14 protein-coding genes are annotated in these 14,639 nt (G+C 58.8%); 2 read left to right on the top strand and 12 right to left on the bottom strand.

Features of this window, described 5'->3' with window-relative positions:
* Positions 1 to 81 precede the first annotated feature (81 nt).
* The 4 genes from ACYZTK_RS16635 to ACYZTK_RS16620 form a co-directional block, all read right to left on the bottom strand.
* Positions 82 to 1,179 carry a polyamine ABC transporter substrate-binding protein gene (locus ACYZTK_RS16635; protein ID WP_462014915.1) on the bottom strand — a complete coding sequence of 366 codons (1,098 nt, stop codon included), beginning with the start codon at positions 1,177 to 1,179 and terminating at the stop codon, positions 82 to 84.
* Positions 1,180 to 1,362: 183 nt separating this feature from the next.
* The gene (locus ACYZTK_RS16630) at positions 1,363 to 2,727 is read right to left on the bottom strand and encodes an aspartate aminotransferase family protein (RefSeq protein WP_462010881.1); all 1,365 of its coding nucleotides are present in this window, start codon (positions 2,725 to 2,727) and stop codon (positions 1,363 to 1,365) included.
* A gap of 58 nt (positions 2,728 to 2,785) precedes the next feature.
* The gene (locus ACYZTK_RS16625; RefSeq protein WP_462010880.1) at positions 2,786 to 4,144 is read right to left on the bottom strand and encodes a glutamine synthetase family protein; all 1,359 of its coding nucleotides are present in this window, start codon (positions 4,142 to 4,144) and stop codon (positions 2,786 to 2,788) included.
* Between the two features lie 37 nt (positions 4,145 to 4,181).
* Positions 4,182 to 4,472, bottom strand: a complete 291-nt coding sequence (locus ACYZTK_RS16620) for a hypothetical protein (protein WP_462010879.1) — start codon at positions 4,470 to 4,472, stop codon at positions 4,182 to 4,184.
* Between the two features lie 278 nt (positions 4,473 to 4,750).
* Here ACYZTK_RS16620 and ACYZTK_RS16615 point away from each other — a divergent pair, with 278 nt between their 5' ends.
* A complete protein-coding gene (locus ACYZTK_RS16615) occupies positions 4,751 to 6,127 on the top strand; it encodes a glutamine synthetase family protein (RefSeq protein WP_462010878.1) in 1,377 nt (458 codons plus the stop codon).
* 244 nt (positions 6,128 to 6,371) lie between these two features.
* A complete protein-coding gene (locus ACYZTK_RS16610; RefSeq protein WP_462010877.1) occupies positions 6,372 to 7,010 on the top strand; it encodes a TetR/AcrR family transcriptional regulator in 639 nt (212 codons plus the stop codon).
* 124 nt (positions 7,011 to 7,134) lie between these two features.
* Here ACYZTK_RS16610 and ACYZTK_RS16605 read toward each other — a convergent pair whose 3' ends face one another.
* The 8 genes from ACYZTK_RS16605 to ACYZTK_RS16570 all read right to left on the bottom strand — a co-directional run bounded on the left by ACYZTK_RS16605 (position 7,135) and on the right by ACYZTK_RS16570 (position 14,348).
* Positions 7,135 to 7,350 (bottom strand): TOBE domain-containing protein, encoded by a 216-nt coding sequence (locus ACYZTK_RS16605; RefSeq protein WP_003229256.1) that lies wholly within the window; start codon positions 7,348 to 7,350, stop codon positions 7,135 to 7,137.
* 31 nt (positions 7,351 to 7,381) lie between these two features.
* Complete coding sequence (gene ssuB, locus ACYZTK_RS16600) at positions 7,382 to 8,185, bottom strand: aliphatic sulfonates ABC transporter ATP-binding protein (protein WP_462010876.1); 804 nt, start codon at positions 8,183 to 8,185, stop codon at positions 7,382 to 7,384.
* Complete coding sequence (gene ssuC / locus ACYZTK_RS16595) at positions 8,182 to 8,964, bottom strand: aliphatic sulfonate ABC transporter permease SsuC (RefSeq protein ID WP_462010875.1); 783 nt, start codon at positions 8,962 to 8,964, stop codon at positions 8,182 to 8,184. The genes ssuB and ssuC overlap by 4 nt, the downstream gene beginning before the upstream one ends.
* Before the next feature lie 8 nt (positions 8,965 to 8,972).
* Entirely contained in the window at positions 8,973 to 10,121 is a 1,149-nt protein-coding gene (gene ssuD, locus ACYZTK_RS16590; RefSeq protein WP_462010874.1) for an FMNH2-dependent alkanesulfonate monooxygenase, read from the bottom strand.
* 25 nt (positions 10,122 to 10,146) lie between these two features.
* Positions 10,147 to 11,112, bottom strand: coding sequence for a sulfonate ABC transporter substrate-binding protein (locus ACYZTK_RS16585; RefSeq protein ID WP_462010873.1), 966 nt, complete (start codon positions 11,110 to 11,112; stop codon positions 10,147 to 10,149).
* A 102-nt stretch (positions 11,113 to 11,214) separates the two neighbouring features.
* Positions 11,215 to 11,808, bottom strand: coding sequence for an NADPH-dependent FMN reductase (gene ssuE, locus ACYZTK_RS16580; RefSeq protein ID WP_462010872.1), 594 nt, complete (start codon positions 11,806 to 11,808; stop codon positions 11,215 to 11,217).
* Positions 11,809 to 12,164: 356 nt separating this feature from the next.
* Positions 12,165 to 12,803 carry a peroxiredoxin gene (locus ACYZTK_RS16575; protein WP_462010871.1) on the bottom strand — a complete coding sequence of 213 codons (639 nt, stop codon included), beginning with the start codon at positions 12,801 to 12,803 and terminating at the stop codon, positions 12,165 to 12,167.
* A 183-nt stretch (positions 12,804 to 12,986) separates the two neighbouring features.
* Complete coding sequence (locus tag ACYZTK_RS16570; protein WP_462010870.1) at positions 12,987 to 14,348, bottom strand: OprD family porin; 1,362 nt, start codon at positions 14,346 to 14,348, stop codon at positions 12,987 to 12,989.
* Positions 14,349 to 14,639 lie beyond the last annotated feature (291 nt).

The raw sequence follows: 14,639 nt of genomic DNA, 5'->3' as shown, positions 1-14,639 counted from the left end.
CCATCGATAACGAGGGGTATCGACACCCCTCGGTGTTGCAGCTTTTTTCGCGAGCAGGCTCGCTCCCACAGGGTCAGTTTCTTATTTACCCGATTTGATCTTGGTCCAGCTGCGAGTCAGGATTCGCTGGGTAGCAGCCGGCAAGTCGGCGATCGCGTACAGCTTGGCCAGGACGTCGGCTGGTGGATAAACGCCAGGGTCACCGGTGATGTCTTTATCAACCAGCGGCGTTGCAGCGGCGTTACCGTTCGGGAAGCGCACCGCGTTGGTGATCTCGGCCATGATTTCCGGCTTCATCAGGAAGGTCATGAACTTGTAGGCGCCTTCAACGTTTTCGGCATCTTTAGGGATGGCGACCATGTCGTAGAAGCTGCCGGCACCTTCTTTCGGAATGTTGTAGCTGACTTTCACCTTGTCACCGGCTTCAGCCGCGCGGGACTTGGCCTGGTAGATGTCACCCGAGTAACCGATCGCCACGCAGATGTTGCCGTTGGCCAGGTCGGAAATGTACTTGGACGAGTGGAAGTAGCCGATCGAAGGACGGACTTTGAGGAACAGCGCTTCGGCTTCGGCCAGTTGCTTCTTGTCCTGGCTGTCGGTTGGATAGCCCAGGTAGTGCAACGCAACCGGAATCATCTCGGTTGGCGAGTCGAGGACGCTGATACCGCAGGATTTCAACTTGGCGGCATTTTCAGGTTTGAAGATCAGGTCCCAGGAATTGGTCGGTGCATCGGCACCCAGTGCAGCCTTGACCTTCTCGGCGTTGAAGCCGATACCGATCGAACCCCACATGTACGGGAACGCATGTTCGTTGCCCGGATCGCTGACCGATACCGCCTTGAGCAGGTCAGGATTGAGGTTGTTCCACAGGGGCAGCTTGGACTTGTCGAGCTTCTGGTAGACGCCAGCCTTGATCTGCTTGGCCAGGAAGTTGTTCGACGGCACGACGATGTCGTAGCCGGACTTGCCTGCCAGCAACTTGGCTTCCAGGGTTTCGTTACTGTCGAATACGTCGTAGACCACCTTGATGCCCGACTCGGCCTCGAACTTCTTCACGGTATCGGGGGCGATGTAGTCGGACCAGTTGTACACGTGCAGAACCTTGTCGTCCGCCTGAACTGCGCCTGCCATCACGCCCATCAGGGACATGGCGAGGAGGGTCTTGCCAGCTATCTTCATACCTAATGCCTTCATGGGTATTGCTCCAATTTTTTCTTTTTAACCACGTGCTCAGCGGCCTTTGCCGGGCATCTGAAACAACCGGTAGTCTGGCAAGATCCGAGGCGGGCTTTCAAGGAAAGACCCATCCTTTGTTTGCCCTGAGCGAAATGCAAACCTTGCACCCCGCTCAGAGCCTAGCACTTAGCCCTGCAGCGCACTCAGTGTCAGGTCCAGGCACTTGCGAGCCTTGGTCACCAGCTCATCGATTTCCGCCTTGGTGATCACCAGTGGCGGAGCGATGATCATGGTGTCACCGACGGCGCGCATGATCAGGCCGTTATCGAAGCAGAACGTGCGGCAAATCATGCCAGCACCACGGCCTTCGTAACGCTTGCGAGTGGCCTTGTCCTGCACCAGCTCGATCGCCCCCAGCAGCCCTTCCCCGCGCACTTCACCCACCAGCGGATGATCCAGCAGTTCCCGCAAGCGACTTTGCAAATACGGTGCCGTTTCTGCCTTAACGTTCTCGATGATTTTTTCATCGCGCATGATGCGGATGTTTTCCAGCGCCACTGCAGCGGCAACCGGGTGGCCGGAGTAGGTGAAACCGTGGTTGAAGTCGCCGCCCTCATTGAGGACCGCCACCACTTCGTCGCGCACGATCAGGCCACCCATTGGGATGTAGCCGGAAGTCAGGCCCTTGGCGATGGTCATCATGTCGGGCTTGAGGTCGTAGAAATCGCTACCAAACCACTCGCCGGTACGGCCGAAACCACAGATCACTTCGTCCGCCACGAACAGGATGTCGTACTTGGCGAGGATTTCCTTGATACGCGGCCAGTAGGTCGCAGGCGGAATGATCACGCCGCCGGCGCCCTGGATCGGCTCGGCAATAAAGGCACCGACGTTATCCACGCCGACTTCGAGAATCTTCTCTTCCAGCTGATTGGCCGCCCACACGCCGAATTCTTCAGGCGTCATGTCGCCACCTTCGGCAAACCAGTACGGCTGGGCGATGTGGACGATGCCCGGAATCGGCAAATCGCCCTGTTCGTGCATATAAGTCATGCCACCCAGGCTCGCGCCGGCCACGGTGGAACCGTGATAGCCGTTCTTGCGACTGATGATGACTTTCTTGTTCGGTTGACCCTTGATCGCCCAGTAGTGACGCACCATCCGCAGCATGGTGTCGTTGCCTTCGGAACCGGAACCGGTGAAGAACACGTGGTTCATGCCCTGCGGCGCGATGTCGGCGATGGCCTTGGCCAGTTCCAGCACCGGCGGGTGAGCGGTCTGGAAGAACAGGTTGTAGTACGGCAGCTCGCGCATTTGCTTGCTGGCGGCGTCGGCCAGTTCGTCACGACCGTAACCGATCGCTACACACCACAGGCCGGCCATGCCGTCGAGGATCTTGTTGCCTTCGCTGTCCCAGAGGTAAACACCCTTGGCGCTGGTGATGATGCGCGGGCCTTTTTCCTTCAGCTGCTTGAAGTCACTGAACGGTGCCAGGTGGTGGTCGTTGCTCAGTGCTTGCCACTCACGGGTTTGCGGATTGTTGCTGGTCATGCGAATTCTCCTAAGTTTGCAATGAGGGCGCGGCTATTTCCTGCCGCGCCGCAGCGCATCAGACGGCGAAGAGCAGGAATTCCCGCTCCCATGAACTGATCACGCGCTTGAAGTTTTCATGCTCGGCCCGCTTGACCGCGACGTAGCCAGTGATGAATTTCTTGCCCAGGTATTTCTCGACGGTGGCGCTGTTTTCCATGCGTTCCAGCGCGTCTTCGATGGTCAGTGGCAGGCGCAGGTTGCGACGCTCATAGCCACGTCCTACCACTGGCGCACTCGGGTTCAGCCCTTCGACCATGCCGATGTAACCGCAGAGCAGGCTCGCGGCGATCGCCAGGTACGGGTTGGCATCGGCCCCCGGCAAGCGGTTTTCCACCCGACGATTCTGCGGGCCGGCATCCGGTACGCGCAGGCCCACGGTGCGGTTTTCTTCGCCCCATTCCACGTTCACCGGCGCCGAGGTATCCGGCAGGAAGCGGCGGAACGAGTTGACGTTGGGTGCGAACAGCGGCAGCAATTCCGGGATCAGTTTCTGCAGGCCACCGATGTGATGCAGGAACAGCTGGCTCATGGTCCCGTCTTCATTGGAGAAGACGTTCTTGCCGGTCTCGATGTCGATGATGCTCTGGTGCAAGTGCATCGCGCTGCCCGGCTCGCCGGTCATCGGCTTGGCCATAAAAGTGGCGGCCACGTCGTGCTTGAGCGCGGCTTCACGCATGGTGCGCTTGAAGATCAGGATCTGGTCGGCCAGGGACAGGGCGTCGCCGTGACGGAAGTTGATTTCCATCTGCGCCGTGCCGTCCTCGTGGATCAAGGTGTCGAGGTCCAGCTCCTGCAGTTCGCACCAGTCATAGACGTCTTCGAACAGCGGGTCGAATTCGTTCGCCGCTTCGATGGAGAACGACTGGCGACCGATTTCCGGGCGCCCGGAACGGCCAATCGGCGGTTGCAACGGGTAGTCCGGATCGTCACTGCGCTTGGTCAGGTAGAATTCCATTTCTGGCGCCACGATCGGCTGCCAACCTTTGTCGGCATAGAGTTTCAGCACTTTCTTGAGCACGTTACGCGGCGACAGCTCGATCGGGTTGCCTTGCTTGTCGTAGGTATCGTGGATCACCTGGGCGGTCGGCTCGACAGACCAGGGCACCAGGAACACCGCGTTCTGGTCGGGGCGGCAGATCATGTCGATGTCGGCCGGGTCGAGCAGTTCGTAATAGATGTCGTCTTCGACATAGTCGCCGGTCACGGTCTGTAACAGAACGCTTTCGGGCAGACGCATGCCTTTTTCCGCAATGAACTTGTTGGTCGGCGAAATCTTGCCCCGGGTGATACCGGTCAGATCGGCGATCATGCATTCGACTTCTGTGATCTTGTGGTCTTTCAACCAATCGGTGAGCTGGTCGAGGTTGTGACTCATAAATGCCTCTTAGGCTGAGTTTCCGGACTCTGGTAAGTCAGGCGTTGTTGGACGCATCGGCGCCGTGTGATACAGATTGCCCCTGCAATTGCCGGGCACATGAATGCTCGCCTTGAAGGAAGCGCGCAGCAACAGGTATGTGGGCGACACGTGCAGAATCACCAGAAGTTCCCGACACAGTGTGTAGGCCGCTATAGTGAAACGGTTCTATATTGGAAGTAGAGGCAGTAAAGATACTGCCATCCAGCCCGTCCAGAATATCGGACGCTGCCAACTGATCGGTCTGCGTTGAGCAGCCGGTGACGCCGATTATCGGCAGGCGAGACATGAAACACCCCGGTATTATTGCTGTTATGGGTTTGATTCGAGCTTAGCCTTGTTCATTTTTTTACACAACACCCCCGTAAAAAATACAACACGGCCCGCTCAAGCCCGCGGCCGGCAATACGTCCAAGGGCCAAAAAATGCCCCAAAGTGCCTCAAAAAAGCCTTATGAGCGCTTTTTTAGGGCAAAAAAGGCCTCGCTTGACTTCGGCATGCCGTTCGGGTTGACTGAAACCCGAAGAGATCAATGATTGATATTTTTAACAACAAAGGTGTTGCATCATGTCGGTACCCCCGCGTGCCGTTCAGCTTAACGAAGCGAACGCGTTCCTTAAGGAACATCCTGAGGTTCTGTACGTTGACCTTCTGATTGCGGATATGAATGGTGTGGTGCGCGGCAAGCGCATCGAACGCACCAGTCTCCACAAGGTTTACGAGAAAGGCATCAACCTGCCGGCCTCTCTATTTGCTCTGGATATCAATGGCTCTACGGTGGAAAGCACCGGCCTGGGCCTGGACATCGGCGATGCTGACCGAATCTGTTATCCAATTCCTGACACGCTGTGCAACGAGCCTTGGCAGAAGCGCCCTACCGCGCAACTGTTGATGACCATGCACGAACTCGAAGGCCAGCCGTTTTTTGCTGACCCGCGAGAAGTGCTGGCCAACGTCGTGCGCAAGTTCGACGAAATGGGCCTGACCATCTGCGCTGCGTTCGAACTGGAGTTCTACCTGATCGACCAGGAGAACGTGAACGGTCGTCCGCAACCACCACGCTCGCCGGTATCCGGCAAACGCCCGCACTCGACACAGGTCTACCTGATCGACGACCTCGACGAATACGTCGACTGCCTCCAGGACATTCTGGAAGGTGCGAAGGAGCAAGGCATTCCTGCCGACGCGATCGTCAAGGAAAGTGCCCCGGCGCAGTTCGAAGTGAACCTGCACCACGTGGCCGACCCGATCAAGGCCTGCGACTACGCAGTCCTGCTCAAGCGCCTGATCAAGAACATCGCCTACGACCATGAGATGGACACCACCTTCATGGCCAAGCCTTATCCGGGCCAGGCAGGTAATGGACTGCACGTCCATATCTCGATCCTTGATAAAGATGGCAAGAATATTTTTGCCAGTGAGGATCCCGAGCAGAACGCCGCACTGCGTCACGCGATCGGCGGTGTGCTCGAGACCCTACCGGCGCAGATGGCTTTCCTCTGCCCGAACGTCAACTCCTACCGTCGTTTCGGCGCACAGTTCTACGTGCCGAACGCACCGTGCTGGGGCCTGGACAACCGGACTGTAGCGGTGCGTGTACCGACCGGTTCCGCCGACGCGGTCCGCCTGGAACACCGCGTTGCCGGCGCCGATGCCAACCCGTACCTGCTGATGGCTTCCGTTCTGGCTGGCGTGCACCACGGCCTGGTCAACAAGATCGAGCCAGGGGCGCCCGTGGAAGGCAACTCCTACGAGCAGAACGAGCAAAGCCTGCCGAACAACTTGCGTGATGCGCTGCGCGAGCTGGACGACAGCGAAGTCATGGCCAAGTACATCGATCCAAAATACATCGACATTTTTGTCGCGTGCAAAGAGAGCGAGCTGGAGGAGTTTGAACACTCCATCTCTGATCTTGAGTACAACTGGTATCTGCATACTGTTTAATTGGTTGCAGTGACAAAGAAACGCCGTTGGCCTCCAAGCCAGCGGCGTTTTTTTATGGGTTTCTTTCAAAGGGACCGAGGTGCCTGCTTCGCGAGCAAGCCCGCTCCCACATTGGATTTCTATCGTATGCAGAATCTGTCTACACAGGAGATCTACTGTGGGAGCGGGCTTGCTCGCGAAGGCGCCCGACAAGACAACAGATAACCTGCCTCGTACAATGCCCCCTGCCCCGCAGGAGTCTCCAATGACGCGCACCGCCACCGTTCGCAAACCCCGCGCCCGCAGCCAGGCGCGGATCGATTCCATACTCGACGCCGCACGCACGCTGCTGGCCGCCGAAGGCGTGGGCAGCCTGTCTATCTACAGCGTTGCCGAGCGCGCGGAGATCCCGCCCTCCTCGGTCTACCACTTTTTTGCCAGCGTACCGTCCCTGCTCGAAGCGCTGACGGCCGACGTCCACGCCGCTTTCCGCGCCTGCCTGCAAGCACCCATCGACCACGCAGCCCTCAATAGCTGGCGCGACCTGTCGCGGCTGGTGGAACAGCGCATGCTGGCGATCTACAGCGAAGACGCTGCTGCCCGGCAGTTGATTCTCGCGCAGCACGGATTGACCGAAGTGACACAAGCTGACCGCCAGCACGACATTGAGTTGGGGGACCTGATGCACAAGCTGTTCGATCATCACTTTGAATTGCCGAAGCTGCCGGACGATGTTGACGTGTTTGCGCTGGCGATGGAGCTTGGCGATCGGGTATATGCACGCTCTGTGCAACAGCATGGGCAGATCACACCGCGCATGGCGGAGGAAGGGATGCGAGTGTTTGATGCTTATCTTGGATTGTATTTGCCGCCGTATCTGTCGAAGCGCGTCATCCCAGCCTGATTTTTGCTGGATTCACCGGCCTCTTCGCGAGCAAGCCCGCTCCCACAGTTGGAATGCGTTCCTCCTGTGGGAGCGGGCTTGCTCGCGAAGGCCGCACCGCCGAACCTACTGACGATGCACGTTCTTAAAGCTTGGCAATCGACACTTCAGTGGATTTCACGAATGCAATCACTTCACTGCCAACCACCAGCTCAAGCTCTTTTACCGAGCGAGTGGTGATCACCGAAGTGACAATGCCCGAAGCGGTCTGCACGTCGATTTCCGACAAAACATCACCCAGTACGATTTCCTTGATCGAGCCTTTGAACTGGTTACGAACGTTGATGGCCTTGATAGTCATGATGTTGATTCCTGTCATTGGATAAGGTGAGTTATTGCGCCCAACGCAATTGCGTAGGCAGTGGTGAAACAGGTTCCGGTTCCGGCGGTTCGCCGGGTAGCGACAGCACACGGTTGAGGACTTCGGTTTCCAGCGCCGCCAGCCGGTGAGAACCGCGAACCCTGGGGCGCGGCAGTTCCACGTGCAGGTCGAGGCCGACTTCGCCCTCTTCGATCAGGATCACCCGATCGGCAATCGCTACCGCTTCACTGACGTCGTGGGTCACCAGCAACACGGTGAAGCCGTGCTTCTGCCACAGTCGTTCGATCAGTTGCTGCATCTCGATGCGCGTCAGGGCATCCAGCGCGCCCAGGGGCTCGTCGAGCAACAGCAAGCGCGGTTGATGGATCAGCGCGCGCGCCAGGGCCACACGCTGCTTCTGCCCACCGGACAGGGCCGCCGGCCACTCATTGGCGCGGTCTGCCAGGCCGACCGACTCCAGGGCTTCCAAAGCTTGCGGCCGCCAGTTGCCGGAGAGGCCGAGGCCGACGTTGTCGATGACCTTTTTCCAGGGCAGCAGGCGCGCTTCCTGGAACATCAGCCGGGTGTCTTCCAGCGCATCACTCAACGGCGCCGAGCCCGCCAGCAGTTCACCGCCAGTGGGTTTGTCGAGGCCGGCGAGCAGTCGCAGCAAAGTGCTTTTGCCGCAGCCACTACGTCCGACCACAGCGACGAACTGGCCCGCCGGAATGTGCAGGTCGATCTCGCGCAGCACCTGCCGCGAGCCAAAGGTTTTCTGCAGCTTGCGTACTGCCAGCGGAATTCCGCGCAGCAGGCGTGGAGGTTGAGCGGTCATGCGGCACCTCCCTTGGCAACCTGATAGGCCGGATGCCAGCGCAGCCAGACTCGTTCCAGCCCACGGGCGGCGAGGTCGGCGAGTTTGCCCAGGGCGGCGTACAGCAGAATCGCCAGTACCACCACGTCGGTCTGCAGGAATTCCCGGGCATTCATCGCCAGGTAGCCAATCCCGGAGCTGGCGGAAATGGTCTCGGCCACGATCAGCGTCAGCCACATGAAGCCCAGCGCGAAACGCACACCGACCAGAATCGACGGCAGTGCACCCGGCAGGATCACCTGGCGGAACAGGCTGAAACCCGACAAGCCGTAACTGCGGGCCATTTCCACCAGCGCCGGATCGACGTTGCGGATGCCGTGATAAGTGTTGAGGTAGATCGGGAACAAGGTGCCCAGCGCCACCAGGAAAATCTTCGCCGACTCGTCGATGCCGAACCACAGGATCACCAGGGGAATCAGCGCCAGGTGCGGCACGTTGCGGATCATCTGCACTGAACTGTCGAGCAGGCGCTCACCCCATTTCGACAGGCCGGTGATGAAACCCAGCACCAGGCCGATGCTGCCACCAATGGTAAAGCCCAGTGCCGCGCGCCAGCCGCTGATCGCCAGGTGCGTCCAGATCTCGCCACTGCGCACCAGGCTTACACCCGCTTCAATCACCGCAACGGGCGCGGGCAATATCCGGGTCGACAACCAACCCGCCGACACCGACAACTGCCACACCGCCAGCAGCAGCACCGGCAGTGCCCAGGGCGCCAGGTTATGGATAATTCTGTTCATGGCGCACCTCAGCTCTGAGACGCGGCTTTAGGGAGGATATCGTTGGCGACCATCTCGCCGAACGGGCTGACGAAGTTGGCACCCTGTGGCGCTTGCGGACGCTCGATGTCGAGGTGCGGGAACAGCAATTCCGCAACCCGATAGGACTCTTCCAGGTGTGGATAACCGGAGAAGATAAACGTATCGATGCCCAGGTCCGCGTATTCCTTCACGCGAGCAGCCACGGTCGGTCCGTCGCCGACCAGGGCCGTGCCCGCGCCACCGCGCACCAGGCCAACACCGGCCCAGAGGTTGGGGCTGACTTCCAGATTGTCGCGACTGCCACCGTGCAGCGCGGCCATGCGTTGCTGACCAACCGAATCGAAGCGCGACAGAGAAGCCTGGGCGCGGGCGATGGTTTCGTCATCTACATGGGAGATCAGCTTGTCCGCCGCCTGCCAGGCTTCGGCATTGGTTTCGCGAACGATCACGTGCAGACGAATCCCGAAGCGCACGGTGCGCCCCAGCTTGGCGGCCTTGGCCCGCACCTGTTCGATCTTCTCGGCTACAGCGGCCGGCGGCTCACCCCAAGTCAGGACCATTTCCACCTGCTCCGCGGCCAGGTCTTGCGCCGCTTCCGACGAGCCACCGAAGTACAGCGGTGGACGCGGTTGCTGGATCGGCGGGTAGAGCAGTTTGGCGCCCTTCACGCTGATGTGCTGACCGTCGTAATCGACAGTTTCGCCTTCCAGTACCCGACGCCAGATCCGGGTGAATTCCACCGAGGCCTGATAACGTTCTTCGTGGCTCAGGAACAGACCATCGCCAGCCAACTCTTCCGGATCACCGCCGGTGACCAGGTTGAACAGCGCCCGACCGCCGGACAGCCGATCCAGGGTAGCGGCCTGACGCGCTGCCACCGTCGGGGAAATGATCCCGGGGCGCAGGGCGACGAGGAATTTCAAACGCTGGGTCACCGGGATCAGCGACGCAGCCACCAGCCACGAGTCTTCGCAGGAGCGTCCAGTGGGGATCAGCACCCCGCCGAAGCCCAGGCGATCTGCTGCCTGGGCGATCTGTTGCAGGTAACCGTGGTCGACGGCGCGAGCGCCTTCGGCGGTGCCAAGGTAATGGCCGTCGCCGTGGGTAGGCAGGAACCAGAAGATATTGAGGCTCATGGAGTGGTCTCCTTAGGGATTCGAATTACTGTGCTTTGGCAACGGCAGCCGGTGGCGTCCAGATCACGTCCTTGATACTCAACAGCTTCGGAATCAGCTTGAGCTGATAGAAGCTGTCGGCGATTTTCTGCTGGGCGGCGACCACTTCCGGGGTCAGGAACAGCGCGCCGTAACCCTGGCGTTTCACCGAGGTCAGGGTGATGTCCGCTGGCAGGCCGAGCAGTGGCGAGACCTGTTTGGTCACGTCCTCAGGATTGGCCTTGGACCATTCACCGACCGCGCGCACTTCTTCCACCAGGGTCTTGATCACCTCGGGATTTTTCTGTGCATAAGGCTTGGTCGCCAGGTAGAACTGGTGGTTGTCGACGATGCCCTGGCCGTCACGCAGAGTGCGCGCTTGCAGTTGCTGTTCGGCGGCAGCCTGGTACGGGTCCCAGATGACCCAGGCGTCGACACTGCCACGCTCGAAGGCGGCACGGGCATCGGCTGGCGGCAGGAACACGGTCTGGATGTCGCTGTACTTGAGGCCGGCATCTTCCAGCGCACGGACCAGCAGGTAGTGAACGTTGGAGCCTTTGTTCAGGACGACTTTCTTGCCCTTGAGCTCCTGCACCGATTTGATCGGGGAGTTCTTCGGCACCAGGATCGCTTCGCTGTGCGGCGCTGGAGGTTCATACGCCACGTAGAGCAGATCGGCACCGGCAGCCTGGGCGAACACTGGTGGGGTTTCGCCTGTCACGCCGAAGTCGATGGAGCCGACGTTCAGGCCTTCAAGCAGTTGCGGGCCACCCGGGAATTCAGTCCATTGCACATCCACGCCTTGGGCGGCGAGGCGTTTTTCCAGAGTGCCCTTGGCTTTGAGCAGCACCAGGGTGCCGTACTTCTGATAGCCGATTCGCAGAGTCTCGGCCTGAGCTTGAGTAATGGCGCCGAAGGTTACAGCCGCAGCAAACAGAGCGACCAGACCACGACGCAAAATAACAGGGCGCATGGCGCTCTCCTTTTTGCAGTTGGGTTTTGGCTGCACCTGCTTGGCCGTTGGCGGCTGAGTAAGGTTCAGTGAAGCAAATTCAGGGGTGGATTAAGTGCGGGCTCAAATGCTCCAGCGCGCACTCAACAAACGTTCATTCAACAGGTTTGGATCGATCGGCTTCGGCCGTCGCGCCATGGCGCTGAAAAACAGCTCCAGCGATTCATTCAAACGTTGTTCCAGCTCCGGTGCCAACTGCGCCTGGGCACTGCCCTCGCCGTAGGCAATCTGGCTGTCTTCAGCGAAAATTCCGTGCAGCATTTCCTGGGCTTTGAGCGCCGATAACACCGGTTTCAAGGCGTAGTCCACGGCCAGCATGTGCGCGATGCTGCCGCCGGTGGCCATCGGCAGTACCACCTTGTGCGCCAGGGCGCGCTCGGGCAGCAGGTCCAGCACGGTCTTCAAGGCACCGGAGAACGAGGCCTTGTAGACAGGAGTGGCGATCAGCAGGCCGTCAGCGTTGGCAATCTGTTGCAGCAGGTCGACCACCTTGGGGCTATCGAAGCGTGCATGCAGCAAGTCTTCGGCCGGGAAGTCCCGTACCTGGTAACTCACCACTTCTACACCTTGCTCCTGCAGCCAGCGCTGAGAGCGGTCCAGCAGCACTCCTGAACGGGAGCGTTGGCTAGGGCTGCCACCGAGTGAGACGACCAGCATTCGGCAAATTCCTTGAACAGTTGGCGATTCGCAGCGCGCGATCTCGCTTGGATGGGAGTGACCTTAACAGCTGATTGTTATATCCATAAATCATATTTATTCATTTGGTTATGCGATTAGGAGATATACGGGAGTGAATTTCCAGGCGAAAAAAAAAGGCCGTCGAAACGGCCTGAAATCCCCTGCTTGATGGATGCAATTCGATCCGGCACCTATGCTGCTGGTTACGGCCTCATCGCGAGCAGGCTCACTCCCACAGTGGGTCGGTGTGAATTGAAGATCTGCACACACCACATTCCCCTGTAGGAGTGAGCCTGCTCGCGATGGCGGCCGTCAGAACAGCACAAATACCTGAATTACCTATTCGGTTGCGGCGTCAGGCGCAGGTACGGCTTCACCGCACGATACCCCTTGGGAAAGCGTTTGTTGATTTCATCTTCATCCTTGAGCGATGGCACGATCACCACTTCATCACCGTCCTGCCAGTTAGCCGGGGTCGCCACCTTGTAGTTGTCGGTGAGTTGCAGCGAGTCGATCACCCGCAGGATTTCATGGAAGTTGCGACCAGTACTCGCCGGATAAGTGATGGTCAGACGCACCTTCTTGTTTGGATCGATCACAAAAAGCGAACGCACGGTCAGGGTGTCATTGGCATTCGGGTGAATCAGGTCATACAGGTCCGACACCTTGCGATCGGCGTCAGCCAGGATCGGGAAGTTGACCTGCGTGTCCTGTGTTTCGTTGATGTCCTCGATCCACTTGTGGTGCGAGTCCACCGGGTCCACGGACAGCGCGATCGCCTTGACGCCGCGTTCGGCAAACTGCTCTTTCAACTTGGCGGTAAAGCCCAGCTCGGTGGTGCACACCGGAGTGAAATCCGCTGGGTGGGAGAACAGCACGCCCCAGCTGTCGCCCAGCCATTCATGGAAACGGATGGTGCCGGCGCTGGAATCCTGTTCGAAGTCGGGGGCGATATCGCCAAGTCTGAGGCTCATGGTGCTGCTCCTGGTGAGTGCTTGATGAGCTCAACTGTGCCTGTGTTTTTTATCTATTAAAAAGAATAAATATCGATTTGTTTAGACCTAAAATGCATATATAAATCGGTCTTTAAAAACGCAAAAAGCCCCGCCCGGCAAGGTGCCGGGCAGGGCTTTTTTACTTCAGTTACTCGAGCGCTATTACAACAGCGGGATCGAGTAGCTGACGATCAGGCGGTTTTCATCCTGGTCACGTTGACCCGGGATGTCGTTGCGCCACGAAGCGTTTTTCCACATCAGGCCCAGGTTCTTCAGCGGGCCTTCCGGCACCACGTAAGCCACGGTCAGGTCGCGCTCCCACTCGGAGTTACCCGAACCGTTTTCACGACCATTCGCGCCCACGGTGTCGATGTTGTCACCGCGCAGGTAAACGATGCCGGCGGTTGCACCTGGCAGGCCAACTTTGGCGAAGTCATACGAGTAGCGTGCTTGCCAGGTTTTCTCGCCGGCACGGCCGAACTTCTGGATCTGCATGTCGGTGATGGTGTAGTTCGACGAACCGTCGCCCTGGTTCAGCCAAGGGAAGTCGCTGCTGCCGTTGCTGACCTGGTAACCGCCACCGAAGGTGTGGCCGGCAACGGAGTACAGGAACAGGCCGCTGTACAGGTTGTTGTCGACTTTGCCGCGACCGCCTGCAGTACCGGTGTAGTTACCGTTGCTGTAGTAAGCCGGAGTGTTGCCGTTGGCGCCGTCATCGGAGCTGTTGAAGTAACGGAAGTCCGACTTCAACACGCCCGGGCCGATTGCCCAGTTGTGAACCAGACCCAGGAAGTGCTGTTTATAGAAGTCTTCCAGGTTGCCGTAGTAGTACTGGGCAGTCAGGTCCTTGGTGATTTTGTAGTCACCGCCGGCATAGAGGAACTTGTTGCTGTCGCGACCGCTGATGGTCGGGCTGTTAGCACCGCCGATCGACAGTTGCTCATTGTTGCTGGAGTTACGACCTTTCACAGCTTCGATCTGACCGCCAACCAGTGTCAGGTCCTTGATCTCGCCGGAAGTGATCTGGCCGCCCTGCCAGGTTTGTGGCAGCAGACGACCATCGTTGGTGGCGATCACCGGGTTTTTCGGCTGCAAGGTACCCAGTTTCAATTCTGTCTGGGAGATCTTGGCTTTGGCGGTCAGGCCCAGGCTGGAGAAGTTATCAACCGCTTCGCCGTTGGACTTGCTCGGGAACACGGTGCCACCGTAAGAGGTAGCGGTCGCGCCGTTGGTGCCACCACCGGAATCCAGCTTGACGCCCAGCAGGCCGATAGCGTCGATACCGAAGCCGACGGTACCTTGGGTGTAGCCCGAGATGAAGCGCAGGTCGAAGCCTTGGCCCCACTCTTCGTTCTTGCTTTGAACGCCTGCCGCAGTGCGGGCAGCCGAATCACGGTTATCGGTGTTGATGTAGAAGTTACGCAGGCCCAGGGTGGCCTTGCTGTCTTCGATGAAACCGGCGGCGCCTGCCTGCTGCGCAATCACCCCAACGGCCACGGCCAGGGCCAAGGTCGACTTGTTCATTGTTTCGCTCCTATCGTTTCTAATTTTTCGGTTCGGAGTCGAACGCTCCGGATCCTGAAAATGCGCGTTTACCGCAAACCACCCTCTACCGGCCACCGCACTGACGTGTCTAAGTCGGGGGTCTGTCCAGGAAGAATGGGGCCCGCATGGTAAACGTATAAAAATTTATTTCATGCTTTTCATGCCATTCCGCGATAAAAAAATGCCATTTAATCGCGCTGTGACCCTGACATCGGCCCCGGAGGGATGCACTTTAGGGCTTTAGATTAAAAGCTAAAAAGAATAATAAAT

The sequence above is a fragment of the Pseudomonas sp. LB3P31 genome (assembly GCF_054897945.1).
This window is presented reverse-complemented; position numbering and strand designations above follow the sequence as displayed.

What these genes read in the sequence shown, in the direction of transcription:
- ssuC (WP_462010875.1), bottom strand. Translation starts at nt 8,964, where the DNA reads ATGAACAGAATTATCCATAACCTGGCGCCCTGGGCACTGCCGGTGCTG.
- ACYZTK_RS16575 (WP_462010871.1), bottom strand. Translation starts at nt 12,803, where the DNA reads ATGAGCCTCAGACTTGGCGATATCGCCCCCGACTTCGAACAGGATTCC.
- ACYZTK_RS16605 (WP_003229256.1), bottom strand. Translation starts at nt 7,350, where the DNA reads ATGACTATCAAGGCCATCAACGTTCGTAACCAGTTCAAAGGCTCGATC.
- ACYZTK_RS16625 (WP_462010880.1), bottom strand. Translation starts at nt 4,144, where the DNA reads ATGAGTCACAACCTCGACCAGCTCACCGATTGGTTGAAAGACCACAAG.
- ACYZTK_RS16630 (WP_462010881.1), bottom strand. Translation starts at nt 2,727, where the DNA reads ATGACCAGCAACAATCCGCAAACCCGTGAGTGGCAAGCACTGAGCAAC.
- ssuB (WP_462010876.1), bottom strand. Translation starts at nt 8,185, where the DNA reads ATGACCGCTCAACCTCCACGCCTGCTGCGCGGAATTCCGCTGGCAGTA.
- ACYZTK_RS16615 (WP_462010878.1), top strand. Translation starts at nt 4,751, where the DNA reads ATGTCGGTACCCCCGCGTGCCGTTCAGCTTAACGAAGCGAACGCGTTC.
- ACYZTK_RS16610 (WP_462010877.1), top strand. Translation starts at nt 6,372, where the DNA reads ATGACGCGCACCGCCACCGTTCGCAAACCCCGCGCCCGCAGCCAGGCG.
- ACYZTK_RS16620 (WP_462010879.1), bottom strand. Translation starts at nt 4,472, where the DNA reads ATGTCTCGCCTGCCGATAATCGGCGTCACCGGCTGCTCAACGCAGACC.
- ssuD (WP_462010874.1), bottom strand. Translation starts at nt 10,121, where the DNA reads ATGAGCCTCAATATCTTCTGGTTCCTGCCTACCCACGGCGACGGCCAT.
- ACYZTK_RS16570 (WP_462010870.1), bottom strand. Translation starts at nt 14,348, where the DNA reads ATGAACAAGTCGACCTTGGCCCTGGCCGTGGCCGTTGGGGTGATTGCG.
- ACYZTK_RS16635 (WP_462014915.1), bottom strand. Translation starts at nt 1,179, where the DNA reads ATGAAGATAGCTGGCAAGACCCTCCTCGCCATGTCCCTGATGGGCGTG.
- ACYZTK_RS16585 (WP_462010873.1), bottom strand. Translation starts at nt 11,112, where the DNA reads ATGCGCCCTGTTATTTTGCGTCGTGGTCTGGTCGCTCTGTTTGCTGCG.
- ssuE (WP_462010872.1), bottom strand. Translation starts at nt 11,808, where the DNA reads ATGCTGGTCGTCTCACTCGGTGGCAGCCCTAGCCAACGCTCCCGTTCA.